The organism is Rhizobium terricola, assembly GCF_012927355.1.
Lineage (GTDB): Bacteria > Pseudomonadota > Alphaproteobacteria > Rhizobiales > Rhizobiaceae > Allorhizobium > Allorhizobium terricola.
Genome location: NZ_JABBGK010000004.1, coordinates 201,992 through 216,146, shown reverse-complemented (window position 1 = coordinate 216,146; position 14,155 = coordinate 201,992). Strand labels below are relative to the sequence as shown.

At 64.4% G+C, this 14,155-nt stretch carries 12 protein-coding genes; 2 read left to right on the top strand and 10 right to left on the bottom strand.

Translation table 11 applies throughout. From position 1 onward, the window contains the following. Window positions 1-64: 64 nt before the first annotated feature. The 10 genes from HHL25_RS18560 to HHL25_RS18515 form a co-directional block, all read right to left on the bottom strand. Window positions 65-1,075 (bottom strand): zinc-binding alcohol dehydrogenase family protein, encoded by a 1,011-nt coding sequence (locus HHL25_RS18560; protein ID WP_169594447.1) that lies wholly within the window; start codon window positions 1,073-1,075, stop codon window positions 65-67. Then, window positions 1,072-2,499, bottom strand: a complete 1,428-nt coding sequence (locus HHL25_RS18555) for a mannitol dehydrogenase family protein (RefSeq protein WP_169594444.1) — start codon at window positions 2,497-2,499, stop codon at window positions 1,072-1,074. The genes HHL25_RS18560 and HHL25_RS18555 overlap by 4 nt, the downstream gene beginning before the upstream one ends. Window positions 2,500-2,504: 5 nt before the next feature. Next, window positions 2,505-3,701: a mannonate dehydratase gene (gene uxuA / locus HHL25_RS18550; protein WP_169594441.1), complete on the bottom strand. Its 1,197-nt coding sequence runs from the start codon at window positions 3,699-3,701 to the stop codon at window positions 2,505-2,507. Between the two features lie 36 nt (window positions 3,702-3,737). Next, the gene (locus HHL25_RS18545; RefSeq protein ID WP_169594438.1) at window positions 3,738-4,478 is read right to left on the bottom strand and encodes a FadR/GntR family transcriptional regulator; all 741 of its coding nucleotides are present in this window, start codon (window positions 4,476-4,478) and stop codon (window positions 3,738-3,740) included. Between the two features lie 420 nt (window positions 4,479-4,898). Beyond that, window positions 4,899-5,780 carry a dihydrodipicolinate synthase family protein gene (locus HHL25_RS18540; RefSeq protein WP_169594435.1) on the bottom strand — a complete coding sequence of 294 codons (882 nt, stop codon included), beginning with the start codon at window positions 5,778-5,780 and terminating at the stop codon, window positions 4,899-4,901. 31 nt (window positions 5,781-5,811) lie between these two features. Then, a complete protein-coding gene (locus HHL25_RS18535; RefSeq protein ID WP_169594433.1) occupies window positions 5,812-7,431 on the bottom strand; it encodes a dipeptide ABC transporter ATP-binding protein in 1,620 nt (539 codons plus the stop codon). After that, the gene (locus HHL25_RS18530) at window positions 7,424-8,347 is read right to left on the bottom strand and encodes an ABC transporter permease (protein WP_169594431.1); all 924 of its coding nucleotides are present in this window, start codon (window positions 8,345-8,347) and stop codon (window positions 7,424-7,426) included. The genes HHL25_RS18535 and HHL25_RS18530 overlap by 8 nt, the downstream gene beginning before the upstream one ends. Before the next feature lie 11 nt (window positions 8,348-8,358). Then, on the bottom strand, window positions 8,359-9,273 hold the full coding sequence (locus tag HHL25_RS18525; protein WP_169594429.1) for an ABC transporter permease: 915 nt from the start codon (window positions 9,271-9,273) through the stop codon (window positions 8,359-8,361). A gap of 88 nt (window positions 9,274-9,361) precedes the next feature. After that, entirely contained in the window at window positions 9,362-10,861 is a 1,500-nt protein-coding gene (locus HHL25_RS18520; RefSeq protein WP_169594426.1) for an ABC transporter substrate-binding protein, read from the bottom strand. Between the two features lie 26 nt (window positions 10,862-10,887). Beyond that, entirely contained in the window at window positions 10,888-11,766 is an 879-nt protein-coding gene (locus HHL25_RS18515; protein WP_169594424.1) for a DMT family transporter, read from the bottom strand. Window positions 11,767-12,001: 235 nt separating this feature from the next. Between HHL25_RS18515 and HHL25_RS18510 the strand changes: the two genes are divergently transcribed. Both HHL25_RS18510 and pdxA read left to right on the top strand, forming a co-directional pair. Further along, a complete protein-coding gene (locus HHL25_RS18510) occupies window positions 12,002-13,198 on the top strand; it encodes a sialidase family protein (protein WP_169594422.1) in 1,197 nt (398 codons plus the stop codon). Continuing rightward, the gene (gene pdxA / locus HHL25_RS18505) at window positions 13,195-14,151 is read left to right on the top strand and encodes a 4-hydroxythreonine-4-phosphate dehydrogenase PdxA (RefSeq protein WP_169594420.1); all 957 of its coding nucleotides are present in this window, start codon (window positions 13,195-13,197) and stop codon (window positions 14,149-14,151) included. Before HHL25_RS18510 ends, pdxA begins: the two co-directional genes overlap by 4 nt. The last annotated feature ends 4 nt before the right edge of the window (window positions 14,152-14,155 follow it).

Here is a 14,155-nt window from a genome sequence, read left to right as displayed (position 1 = left end):
GCAGGGCTTGTCCAGCTCTTACCGCCCGAATTTCGTTTCGGGGCGAGGGCCGGTGGAAATGGGATCAGACTTCCAAGATGGCCTTGATGACGCCGGCCTCGGGGCGCGACCATTCGGAGAAAAGGCCTACCGCGTCTTCCAGTCTGCCGCGGTGGGTGTTGAGCGCGCGGGTCGGCACCCGGCCCGCCTCGATCTGCCGCACCACCTCGGCGAAATCGTCGGGCTGGGCGTTGCGGCTGGCAAGAAGTGTCGCCTCGCGCTTGTGGAATTCCGGATCGGAAAAGGCGATGTCCTGGCGCACCACCGAAAGCAGCACGTAGCGGGCGCCGTGGTTCAGGAAGTTGAAGCCGCGCTGCATGGGCACCGCGTTTCCGGTGGCATCGACGACCACGTCGAACCATTCGCCGCCGGTCTGTCTTTCGGCACTCGCTTCCGCCCGGTCGTCGGCGATCAGGACCGCATCGGCGCCCAGCCGATCCACGGCAAAGGCAAGGCGATATTCGCGGGTGTCCATGACCGTCACATGGGCGCCGCGGGCCTTGGCGAAGATGATCGCAGACATGCCGATCGGGCCCGAGCCGGTCACCAGGACGCGATTCGCCGCGCTGATGTTGCCGCGCTTCACGCCATGGGCACCGATCGCGAGGAACTCGATCATGGCCGCGTCTTCGAGCGCGATGCCGCCGGTCGGCACGACATTCCGTTCCGGTACCGAGACATAGTCGGCCATGCCGCCGTCGCAATGGACGCCGAGCACGCGAATGTTGCAGCAGGCATTGGTCAGGCCCTTGCGACAGGCCTGGCAGCCGCCGCAGGACAGGTATGGCACGATGTAGACCGGGTCGCCCTTGCGGAGAGCGCTGCCGGACGGCGCCTCCTCGACCGTACCGGACAGTTCGTGTCCCATGACGCGCGGATATTCGAGGAAGGGATGCTTGCCGGCGAAGATGTGGAAATCCGTGCCGCAGATGCCGACATGGCGGATGCGGACCAGGACCTCGCCGTCACCGCGGACGGGATCGGGGCGGGAGACGAGAGAGAGGCGGCCGGGTTCGTCGCAAACGAGCGCTTTCATTGGGTATTCCTGTCTGTCTTGGCAGCGATGACTTGAAGGTCGGCATTGACGTGGTCGCGCCACGCGCGCCCCGAGACCAGTTCCGGCGGGAAGAGACCGGAGATGGCGAAGAACGGGGCGGAGGGGTCCGTCGCATCGACGGTCCGGGCGGCTTCGAGAATTTCGTCGCGGCGCGGGTCGTCGCAATCCATGCGCCTGCGAAGGACGGCGATCCACAGGGCGACGACATGGGCGAATTCCGTAGCCCTGTCGCCGGTTGCCAGCGCTTCGACCGCGGCCGCGAAGATGCGCTGCGGCAGCTTCTGGCTGCAGTCCATGGCGATCTGGATGTTGCGGTGGGCGATCGCCCTGTTGGCAAAGCGCTCGATCAACTGCCGCTGGTATTGTTCGAGGTCGATGCCGGGAACGGGGTCAAGCGTCGGCACGACCGCCTTCATGTGGCGGTGGACCTCCTCGACCAGTTCCGGGACGGCCATGACGTCGCGCACGAATTCCAGTCCGTGGAGCAGACCAAGATGGGCGATCAGGGTGTGCGAGCCGTTGAGAAGCCTGAGCTTCATCTTCTCATAGGGTTCGACATGGCTTGCGAAGATCGCGCCGCCGGCTTCCCAGGCGGGACGGCCGGAGACGAAGCGATCCTCGATGACCCATTGCAGGAAAGGTTCCGTCTCGAGGGCGAGCCTGTCCTCGACGCCGAGCAGGTCGGCCGCGCGTGCCCTGGTGTCGGCGGTCGCGGCGGGTACGATACGGTCCACCATGCTGCAGGGGAAGGCGCCGTTGCCGGCGATCCAGCGGGCAAGGTCCGCGTCTCGGCGCTCGGCCATTTCCAGCACGAGACGGCGGACGATCGTGCCGTTGGAGGGAAGATTGTCGCAGCAGAGCACGGTGTAGGGCGCAACGCCCCGGTCGCGGCGCAGTGCCAGCCCCTCGACCAGAAATCCGAGTGCGCCGACGGGTGCGTGCGGGTTGGCGAGGTCCGCCGCGACGGCGGGATGATCGACATCGAGGCCACCGGTCGCAGGGTGGAGGCCATAGGCCTTTTCCGAAACCGTCAGGGTCACCACGCGAATGCCGGGGTGTGCCAGATAGTCGAGGACCTTCTGCCTGTCTTGCGCCGCGCAGACCCAGTCCACCGTCGCGCCGATGATTTCGGCGGTGTCTTCGCCCGAACCGCGCACGATGATCGAATAGAGGCCGTACTGTTCGCCCAGGGCATCCACCGGTTCCGGGGAACGCAGGTTGACAGCCACGATCCCCCAAGGGCCGAAGGCCGATGCGAGGGCGCGTTGCGTGTAGACGGCCTGATGCGCCCGGTGGAACGCGCCGAGACCGAAGTGAACGATGCCGGGGCGCAGTGCCGCGCGGTCATAGGTTGGGCGAAGAACGCCGGCGGGCAGGTTGGTCGAGGTTGAAAGGCGTTCCATCGGTGTCAGGCCAGTCCGTATCGGGAGTGAAGCAGGGTGCGTTCGATGCCGCGCAACTCGGCCAGCCCCTTGAGGCGGCCGATCGCCGGATAGCCGGGTTGTGCGCTGCGCGTCAGGTCGTCGAGGATTTCCTGGCCGTGATCGGGGCGCATGGCGATGCGATGGTCTTCCCGGCCCTCGTCGCGGCGGCGCTTTTCCTCGGTCAGCAGCGCGGCGAGTACCGCGACCATGTCGGTGCCGCCCTCCAGATGTTCGTCCTCGAAGAAGGAGCAGGGCACTGTATCGGTATCGCGGGTGACGTTGCGCAGGTGCACGAAATGGATGCGGTCGGCGAAGCGGCTGGCGAAGAAGGGCAGGTCGTTGTCGGAGCGGGCGCCGAGTGAGCCGGTGCAGAGCGTCACGCCATTGGCGCGGCTGTCGATCTGGGACAGCATGTGGGCATAATCGGCTTCAGTCGAAAGAATGCGCGGCAGGCCTAGCAGCGGCCACGGCGGATCGTCGCCGTGGGCGCAGATGTTGATGCCGACCTGTTCCGCCACTGGCGTCACCTCGGAGAGGAAGTCGACGAGGTTCTGCTGCAGCCGGGCGCGATCGATGCCCTGGTAGGAACGCAGCTTTTCGAGCAACTGGTCAAGCGTGTAGCCGTCGGCGGAACCCGGCAGCCCGGCGCAGATGTTGCGGCCAAGCGCGGCGATCTTGCCGTCGGCCATTTCGGAAAAGCGCCTGGCCGCATCCTCGACCAGCCAGTCGGGATAATCGCCGGCGGCGTCAGGGCGCTTGAGGATATGGATGTCGAAGGCGGCGAAATCAGTAAGATCGAAGCGCATGGCCCGCGCGCCATGGCGGGTTTCCCAGCGCAGGTCGGTGCGGGTCCAGTCGAGCACCGGCATGAAATTGTAGCAGACGGTGCGGATGCCGCAGGCCGACAGGCGGCGCAGCGTCTCCTGCCATTTGGCGAGATGGGTGCGCCATTCCCCGGTCTGGGTCTTGATGTCTTCCGAAACGGGCACGCTCTCGACCACGTCCCAGTAGAGGCCGCCGGCCTTGATCTCGTCCTGGCGCTGGCGAATGCCGTCGATGGTCCAGGCGACGCCGGTCGGTACATGATGCAGCGCGCTGACAATGCCTTCTGCGCCGGCCTGCGCGGCGTCGCGCACCGTCACTTTGTCAACCGGGCCAAACCAGCGCCATGTGTGCTTCATCGTCTTGTCCTCCGCCTCCCGTCGTTTGATCGAGGCTCAGCTCGCGCCTGCATTGCTGCCCGATCCGTCTTCTCCTCCCGGCTCCTCCCCGAAGCTTTCCGAAAATCTCTGTTGTGCGAGGGTCAGATGTCGGCGCATCGCCTCGCGAGCGGCAGCCGGATCACCGGCGGCAATGGCGTCGCGAATATGCCGGTGCTCCTCGACCGCCCGCTTCCAGGTGTGGGGGCCTTCGAAATAGCTTGCCAATTTCTCGAAGTAGGGCGACGTGCGGTTGTCGCTCACGAGTCCAATGACATGACGGAGGGCGGTATTGCCGACCATGTCGACGATCGCGGCGTGGAAGCCGAGGTCGGCCGCGATGGCGCGTTCCGGCGCATCGAGCGATTGCTCCATGCGCCCGAGCATCTCGTCGAGGCGTGCAATGCCTTCCGGCGAGGGCCGACGCGCGGCCTCTTCGGCAATGGCACTCTCGACGATGCGGCGGGCCTCAAGAATTTCGAACGGACCGTCGCCGTCGGCAAGGGGCCGGATAGCAGGCGCCGTGGCGGGTTTCCGCGCGATGTAGACGCCCGAACCCATGCGGATCTGAATAAGGCCCTCGACCTCGAGCACGATCAGCGCCTCTCGCACGGTCGGGCGGGACACGCCGAACCGGTCTGCAAGGTCGCGCTCGGCGGGCAGGCGTTCGCCGACGCGCAGTTCGCCCGCTTCGATCAGTGTGCGTATCTGGTCCGCGACCTGCCGATAGAGGCGGCGCGGCTCCAAGGCCACAAACATCGTCATCCTCCCTGTGCGCAGGTCCTCTCACGCGCTTTGGTAAGGTGGTCTTACCAATTTTCCATTAGAACGCAGAGAGTCGCCGAGTCAATCGGAATGAAGCGGCAAAGTCTCAAGGTCGCGGAGAAAATGACGAGCCTTGAAGCAGAGCACACTTCCCTCGCCTTGCCGGGTTTTCGGTCGCGTGCGGGCCTGGCAGGGCCGTCCTGCCTGTTCAAGCGTCGAGCGTCGAAAGTGGTGCCGCCGGGGTGACGAGACTTCTGGTTGGGAATGGGCGGCCAGAGGCGTCAACGTCAATGCGATTGCCCCGGCGACGTCGCGACCAATAATATCGAAGCGCCGCGGGAATACCCACGGCGCTCATTGGGAAGGACATCTTGTCGGCCGATGGCTGCCGGCTGGCGCGCTGAGCAGCGCGATTCAGAGAAGATTATAGCTGCGAAGGATCTCGGCGATCTTCTCATCCTGTTCGGCGTTCGGCAGGAGAGCCGGCTGGCGGCTGGCGCCGACCGAGGCGTCCTGGAGATAGAGCGAGCGCTTGACCATGGCGGGGGCGAAGCCGAGCGCGTAGAGGTCGGTGCGGAAGGCGGCGAAGGTCGCCTGCTGCCGTTCTGCCTCGGCTATATCGCCGGCATTGAAGGCGCTGAGGATGCCCGAGAGGACGTGCGGCATCGCATTGCCGAGACCGGATATGCAGCCGGCCGCTCCATTCTGCAGCGCCCAGAGCACCAGATGGTCCGGCCCGGAATAGACTTCAAAGCCGTCGATGTCCCGGGCGACCTCGAGATAGGCCTCTAGCGTCTCCTTGGCGCCGCCTGAATCCTTGATCCCGGCAATGTTGCCGTGGCCTGCCAGAAGGCGCGCCGTTTCGGGTTCGATGTGGTTCTGGGTGCGGGCCGGGATGTCGTAGAGATAGACCGGTGTCTTCACCGCGTCGGCGACGGTCGAGAAGTGACGGATCAGGCCGTCCTGGGTGCAGGCGATGAAAAAGGGAGTGATGACGGCAATGCCGTCGACGCCGATACGGTCGAATTCGCGTGCCAGTTTCAGCGTTTCGAAGGTGGCCGGCATGCCGGCGTTGACGATGACCCTGACCCGCCCTGCCACCTCGTCGACGACTTCTTCCGTCAGGCGAACCTTTTCTTCGAAGGTGAGGGCGGTGAAGTCGCCGTTGGTGCCGGCGCACATGATGTTGTTTCCGGCCTCGACCTGGCGGCGCACCTGGGCGCGGGTTGCCTGGTAGTTGATGGTTTCGTCTTCGTTGAAGCAGGTCACGAGCGCGACGAAGGCTTGTCTGGACATGGCAGTCTCCTGTGAACGGGGTGACGGCGCCTCAGGAGGCGCGCGCAAGGCGGGCGGCCCGGTGGGCGGCCTGCACATCGGGATCGGGGTCGAGGCCGGCGGAGAGAAGGGCGCGCGTGTATTCCTCGCGTGGCGTTTCGAAGACCTCACGGACGGTGCCGAGTTCCACGACATTGCCTTTCTGCATGACCATCACATGGTCCGCGAAATCGCGGACGACGGGGAGGTCGTGAGCGATGAAGATGAAGGCAAGACCCATTTCGCGGCGCAGCCGGTCGAGAAGGGCGATGACCTGCGCCTGGACCGAGACGTCGAGGGCGGAGACTGCCTCGTCGCAGATGATGAGCTGCGGTTCGAGGGCGAGGGCGCGGGCAATCGCGATGCGTTGGCGCTGGCCGCCGGAAAACTGGTGGGGGTAGCGTCCCATATGTTCCGGGCCGAGCCCGACCTGAACCAGGAGTTCGGCGACGCGCTCCCGCCACTTGGACCGGGGCAGGATATCCGGGTGGATCACCCAGGCTTCGGAGATCAGCTGGTAGACGGTCATGCGCGGGTTGAGCGATTGGGTCGGATCCTGGAATACCATCTGCAGATCACGGCGCAGTTTGTAGAGTTCGGCCGGCGAGAGCTTGAAGAGGTCGCGTCCCTTCCACAAGGCGCTGCCGCCGTCCGGCTCGTCGAGGCGTAGCAGGATCCGGGCGAGCGTCGACTTGCCGGATCCGCTTTCTCCGACCACGGCCATCGTCTCGCCGGGCATCAGATCGAAGGAGACGCCTTTCAGTGCCTCGAAGGCGCCGTAGTGCTTGCGGACATCACGGACGGAAAGGACCGGCTCGCCGCGGGCGGCGGGCGCATGCATCTCCCCCTTGCCGGGGGCCGCCGCGATCAGTTTGCGCGTATAGGGATGCTGGGGGTTCTTGTAGACGTCCCGCACGGTGCCGGCCTCGACCAACACGCCTTTTTCCATCACGACGACGCGGTCGGCGACCTCGGCGACGACGCCGAGGTCATGGGTGATGATCAGCACCGCCATGCCGGTCTCTTCCTGCAGCTCCTCCAGGAGTGCCAGCACTTCGGCCTGCACGGTCACGTCGAGTGCCGTCGTCGGCTCGTCGGCGATCAGGAGATCGGGACGCAGGGCTAGAGCCATGGCGATCATCACGCGCTGGCGCTGGCCGCCGGAAAACTCGTGCGGATACTTGTCGAGCGAGTGTTCCGGATCAGGAATTCCGACGCGGCCCAGCAGACGAAGGGCTTCGGCCTGCGCCTTGGTTGCGTCCGTTCCGTGGGTGGTCAGGGCTTCGCGGATCTGCCAGCCTACAGTGTAGACCGGGTTCAGGTGGCTGAGGGGATCCTGGAAGATCATGGCGATGCGCCGGCCGTTCACCTCGCGACGCTGATGCGCCGGCATTTTCAGGAGGTCGACGCCGTCGAGCAGGATCTCGCCCGAGCTGATCCGGCCGGGCGGCATGTCGATGAGGTTCATGATCGCCGACGAGGAGACGGATTTGCCCGAACCGCTTTCACCGAGGATGGCCAGCGTCTCGCCGCGGTCCAGGTGGTAGGAGATGTCACGCACCGCCTTGACCACGCCCATGGCGGTGTGGAACTCGACCGACAGATTGCGCACTTCCAGCAGATGGTCAGCCATTGTTGCGACCTTTCATTTCGAGCCGCCAGCGCTGGACCGGATCGAGCGCGATGCGCATCCAGTTCGACAACAGGTTCAGCGACATTGTGGTCAGGATGATTGCGAGACCCGGCCAGAAGGACAGCCACCAGGCATTGGTGAGGTACTGCCGTCCCTGGGAGATCATCAGGCCCCACGTGATTTCCGGAGGCTGGATGCCGATGCCGAGGAAGGAAAGCGCGCTTTCGGCAAGCATCACATAAGCGAAGTCGAGCGTTGCCAGCGTCGTCAGCGTGGGCAGGACGACCGGCAGGATGTGGCGGAAGAGGATGCGTTTGCTGGAGGCGCCCATGACGCGGGCGGCCTGGACGAACATGCGTTCTCGTATTTCCAGTACCTCGGCACGGGTGGTCCGGAGATAGACCGGGATGCGGGTGATCGACAGGACCAGCATCAGGTTGAGGATCGACGAGCCAAGCACGTAGAGCACGATGACCGCGATCAGCAGCGAGGGAAACGACATGATGACGTCGGCGAGGCGCATGATCACCTGGTTGATGCGCGGCGAGGAAAAGCCGGCGATCAGGCCGAGGACGGTGCCGATGATCGCCGAGATGGCGACCGCGCCGGCGGCGACCATCAGGGTGTTCTGCGTCGCGACGATGATACGGGCGAGCAGCGGCCGGCCGAGCGCATCGGCGCCCATCCACCAGACCCAGCCGCGCTCCCATTCAAAGGGGGCGGCATTGCGGCCGCGCAGGTTCTGCTTGGTGGCGAGATCGCCGAGCCAGCTCGGCCCGACGATGGCGAGAACGAGGATGGTGACGAGGAAGATCGCGGCGCAGAGCGCGAACTTGTCGGCCCAGAGCATCCGCGCCATGCGCACCACAAAACGTGGCTCGGCGGGGATCGAGGTCTCTGTCGTTTGAAGGGTCATCGTCGGCCTCCTCAATGACGGATGCGCGGATCGAGCAGCGCATAGGCGAGGTCGATCAGGAGGTTCATCAGGAAGATTGCCAGGGCCGTGACGAGGATGGCGGCCAGGACGACGTTGAAGTCACGCTGGAGAATGGAATCGATCATCAGCTTGCCGACGCCGGGAAAGCCGAAGATGGTCTCGACGATGACCGCGCCGTTCAGAAGGCTGGCCGCCTGGTCGCCGATCACGGTGATGACCGGAAGCATGGCGTTGCGGAGCGCATGGACGAAGATGATCGGGCCGGATCTTACGCCCTTGGCGCGGGCCGTTTTCACATAAGCCGACGAGAGCGCGCCGATCATCGAGCCGCGGACGACCTGGACGATGATGCCGAAGGGGCGCACGAACAGCACGCAGATCGGCAGGATCCAGTGCAGCAAGGAGCCGGTTCCGGAGGTCGGCAGCCAGGCGAGGTTCACGGCGAAGACGACGATCGCGACAATTGCGAGCCAGAAGTCCGGCACGGATGCGCCGATCAGGGAAATCACGGAGGAGAGGCGGTCGAAGAAGCCGCCCGCACGAAAGGCCGCGAGCGAACCGACAACGATGGCGGCGGCGGTGACCAGCGTCATGGTGATGACCGCGAGCCACAGGGTCCACATGAAGGCCTCGATCACCACGTCGAGCGCCGGGCGCGCCTTGCGCAGGGATTCACCGAAATCACCGGTGGCCACATCCCCGACATAGCGGGTGAACTGCACCAGCAAGGGGTCGTTGAGGCCGTGGATCTCGCGGAACTGTTCCTTCATTTCGGCCGAAGCCTCGACAGGCAGGAACAGCGCGGCCGGATCGCCCGTCAAGCGCGAGAGAAAGAAGACCATGACGATCAGTCCGACGAGTGAAATCAGACTGGCCACGGCGCGTTTTCGGATGAAGCTCAGCATGGCGCCTCTCTATTGCATCGGGCGGCGGGATCATCCCGCCGCCTTGATTGCCTTTCTGACTGGCGATGCAGAAGCCCGCCAGCACGGGTTACTTGATGGTGATCTCCGACAGCTGGAGCATTGAGTTCGTTGCCATGGTCGGCTTGAATTCCAGGCGTTCGGAAACGCGCGAGAAGCCGACCATGTGGAAGAGCAGAACGTCGGCGACCACGTCGTCGTGCAGGTAGGCGATCAGCTCGGACCACAGCTTGGCACGTTCGTCGCCGACGGCTGCGGAAGCGCGCTTGATCAGATCATCGACCTTCGGGTCGGAGAAGCCGGACTGGGTGCCTTCCGATGCGTATTTGAAGAACATCGAGAAAGACGGGTCGCCCTTGGAGTTGTCGTGCATGGCGGCGACGATCTGCGGGCCTCGGCCTTCCTTGAACGGCTTGGAGTAGTAGCCTTCATGCTCCGCGACTTCGACGAACTTCAGTTCGATCTTGAAGCCGGCTTCCTGCAACTGTGCCTGGATGGCTTCCATGATCTCCGTGACGTTCGGGAAGTTTGCCGAACGCGCGATGATGGTGATCGGGGTGTCGACCTTGACGCCATCCGCCTTGGCTTCCTCGAGAAGCTTCTTGGCGCCTTCGGTGTCGAAGGCGGGAACCTTGACGTCCGGGTTCCAGCCGAGGGTCGGCGGCGGGACGATCGCGGTGGCGAGCAGGGCGCTGGCCGGGACCAGCGTGCCGAGGAATGCCTGGCGATCGATGGCCATGTTCAGGGCGCGGCGGACGCGTACGTCGTTAAGCGGCTCGATGTTGTGGTCGATGCGCAGGTAGACGGTCTCGCTGTCGAGGTAGGAGAAGTCGGTGGCAGGGTTGGTCGCATCGAGCTGCGAGATCGACGGCGACAGATCGGCTTCGCCTGCCTGGACCATGGCGGCGCGCACGGCCGGATCGGCACGGAAGAGATAGGTCGCTTCGGTAACCTGTGGCTTGTCGCCCCAATAGTCGTCGCGGCTCGTCAGCACGATCTGCTGGCCGGGGGTCCAGTTGGTGAGCTTGAAGGGGCCGGTACCGACCGGCTCGCGGACGAATTCGAGCGGAGTTTCTTCCGGCACGATCGTCACGAGGGACATCAGCAACGGCAGGATCGGCTGAACCGGATCGGCCTTGAATTCGATCGTGTGGTCGTCGACTACGTTCGCGGCAACCGTCATGCCGCCGAAATAGCGACGTGACTCGCAGGCGTTCTTGTCGCTCATGATGCGGTCGAAGCTGTGCTTGACGTCCTTGGCGTCGAAGGTGCTGCCGTCCGAGAACTTCACCCCCTGGCGCAGATGGAAGCGCCAGCTTCCGTCAGCATTCTGCTCCCATTTTTCAGCAAGACGCGGCATCAGGCCCTTGTCGTTGCGGACGTCGAGCTCGGTCAGTGTTTCGGAGACGTTCTGCATGATGACGCGGCCGATGTTCGAGCGGGTCGCCATGCAGGGCTCCAGGAGATCGGCCTCTTCCGCGAGGACGATCTTGACCGGGCCTGATCCGGCAAAGGCCGGCGACAGCGCCGAGCCCAACATCAGGGCACCCAGGATAAGTGTCTTTCTCATTTCATTCTCCTCCCTAGTAAAGTCGTTCAGTTCGATGTGGATTTAAAGCTCCCCGCGCGTGCTGCGAGCAGCGCTGCGGAACAGATGAGCGCGCCGCCGGCGATGGTCGTCAGGGCGACGCTTTCGCCGAAGAGGGCGAAGCCGCTGAGCGCCACGAGCGGAAGGCGCAGAAAGTCGACCGGCGCCACCACCGTCGCCGGGGCGAGAGAGAAGGCGTGGGTCATCATGCCCATGCATGCCGTTCCGACCGCGCCCTGAAGTGCGAGCAGGCCGATCTCCCGCCAGCCCGGCGTGGACCAGAAGGGCAAGGCAAAAACGAGGGCGATCGGAACCGTCAGCAACAGGTTCCAGACGACGAGCGTCGAGGTGGCGTCACCCTTCGACATCGATTTCAGCAGCAGCTGGATCGCCGACTGCAGGACGGCGCCGACGAGCGCCAGGCCGACCGCAAGGCTGAAGCCGGTGGCGGAGGGGCCGATGACCAGCATGGCGCCGGCGAAGCCGACGGCGACCGCGGCCAACATCGGGAGACCGGGGCGTTCGCCCAAGGTCAGGGCTGCGCCCAGCACAACGAAAATCGGTGACATGAAGGCGATCGCAGTGACGTCCGCGAGCGGTCCCCAGCTGAATGCCGCAAAGAAGGCGATCATCGCGAGAAGCTTGAAGCCGGCACGCAGCGCATGCTGGCGTAGGCGGTGGTTCGACTGCAGCACAGCCGGGCGCAAGGCAATCCAGGGCAGGAGGATCACCGCGCCGAAGAAAGCACGGAAGAAGCCGATCACGAAAGGATGAACCGCGCCGCTCAGGGCGCGAACGATCACCGCGTCCGCTGCGGCGAGCGTCGCTGCGCCCGCTGCAAAGGCGACGGCCATCGTCGCCGTCCGGCGGCTCCGGGCATCCTGCATGAAAACCTCCCTGTCCAGCATCCTCCTGCCGGCTCGGCATGACCATCCATCTTTCCTATAAGTTTGTCAAATTATTTCGCAATGTAAAATAATCTTGAAATTTTGTTCTGAATAAAAATGAGTTAAATCATATGTTTAATCACTTTACTTTTGAATTTCTAGAGGTTTGATGACATCAAAAAACTTGACAACTTTGCTTGTTTGGTGATTTTTCTCGTCGCAAGAGGAGGGTCTCATGCATCCTGATGAAATTGCCCGCAACATGAGCGGCGTCCTTCATGTCGTATCCCCTGGGCGCGAGGAGGCGCTGCTGCCCTCGCCGATGGTGCAGAACCATGCAGCCTTCCTGCATCTGGCGGACGACGGCGCGCTTGTCTGCGCATGGTTCGGCGGAACGCTCGAAGGCAAGTCCGATATTTCGATCTTCGCATCCGTGCTTGCCCGAGGGGCGACGGCATGGGGGCCGGCGCAGCGGTTGAGCTTCGACCCTCTGCATTCGGAGCAGAATCCGGTGCTCTTTGCGGCGCCGGACGGGACGTTGTGGCTGTTCCACACGTCCCAGCCGTCCGGCAATCAGGATGAATGCCGCATCCGCATGGCCGAAGTCCGTCGCGATGCGGCAGACCCTTTGGTCCTGTCGGCCGAAGCCGGGCGCTATCTGGATCTGCCGCGCGGGTGTTTCGTGCGGGCGCCGCTCCTGGTTCGCGACGACGGCGCATGGCTGCTGCCCATCTTTCGCTGCGTGCAGCGCCCCGGCCAGAAGTGGAACGGTAGTCACGACACTGCCGCGGTCGGCGTGTCCGAGGACAGCGGCAAGACGTGGCGCCTCGAAGACCTCGGTCAGTCCACCGGCTGCGTCCATATGGCCCCCGTCCGTCTCGATGGCGGGCGTCTCGCCGCGTTCTTCCGGCGCCGCCAGGCTGACTTCGTCTATCGCACGGAGAGCGGGGATGCCGGGCGCAGCTGGTCAGTTCCGCAGGCGACCGACGTGCCCAACAACAATTCCTCGATCGCGACGACGCGCCTGCGCGACGGCCGGATCGCTATGATCTGCAATCCCGTGAATGCGGCGCTGTCGCCGGATCGCCGCGCATCGCTTTACGACGAGCTGGGCGAGGACGACAGTCGGCCCGATGCGGATCCGACGGGCGGCTGCGTGCCGATCTGGGGCGTGCCGCGTGCGCCGGTCTCGATCTGCCTTTCGCAGGACGGGGGAAAGACCTTCCCTGTCCGCGTGCTGATCGAGGATGGACCGGGCACCTGTCTTTCGAACGATTCGACCGACGGCCGCAACAAGGAGATGTCCTATCCCTGGCTGCTCGAAGGACCGGACGGAACCATGCATATCGCCTGCACCTATCATCGGCGCGCTATCAAATATGTCCGCCTGGCCCCCGGTTGGGACAGTGCGGCAGGACGGAGTGAGGAATGAGCACCATTATCGGCATTACCATGGGCGATCCGTGCGGGGTTGGTCCCGAGATCTCCGTTCGTGCGCTGGCGGAAATGCCGGCAGCGGACCGGGCGCAGACCCGAATCTACGGCAATCTCGCCACGCTCGAGGCGGCCCGGGAAGCGCTCGGCGTTGATATCGATCTCGTGCCCTACGTGGTCGACCTGCCTGTCGAAGGCGCGCCGCTCCCCTGGGGGCAACTGAGCCCGGTGGCCGGCGACGCGGCTTTCCGCTTCATCGAAAAGGCGGTCCGCGACGCAGAGGCAGGCGAGATCGGCTGCATCGTCACCGCGCCGATCAACAAGGAAGCGCTGAACCTTGCCGGCCATCACTATGACGGCCATACCGGCATGCTGCGCAGCCTCACCGGTTCGAAGGCGGCCTATATGCTGCTCGCCTCGGAGCGCCTGAAGGTCATCCACGTGTCGACCCACGTCTCGCTCCAGGAGGCGATCCGCCGGGCGACGACCGAGCGGGTTCTCGCGACGATCCGTGCCGGCAACGATCATCTGAAGCGCATCGGTTATGCCGCGCCGAAGATTGCCGTCGCCGGTATCAATCCGCATTGCGGGGAGAACGGCCTGTTTGGCACCGAAGACGACGACCAGATCGCCCCCGCCGTTGCGGCGGCGCGTGCCGAAGGTATCGACGCCTATGGTCCGATCTCTGCGGACACCGTCTTCCACCGTGCCTATTCGGGTGCCTTCGATCTCGTCGTCGCCCAGTATCACGACCAGGGCCACATCCCGATCAAGCTCGTTGCCTTCGATACGGCCGTCAATGTCTCGGTCGAGCTGCCGATCGACCGCACCTCGGTCGATCACGGCACGGCCTTCGACATCGCCGGGAAGGGGATTGCCAACCACGGCAACATGAACTCCGCCATCGCCTATGCCCGCAAGCTGGTGGCTGGCCGTGCCAAGCAAGGATGACCAA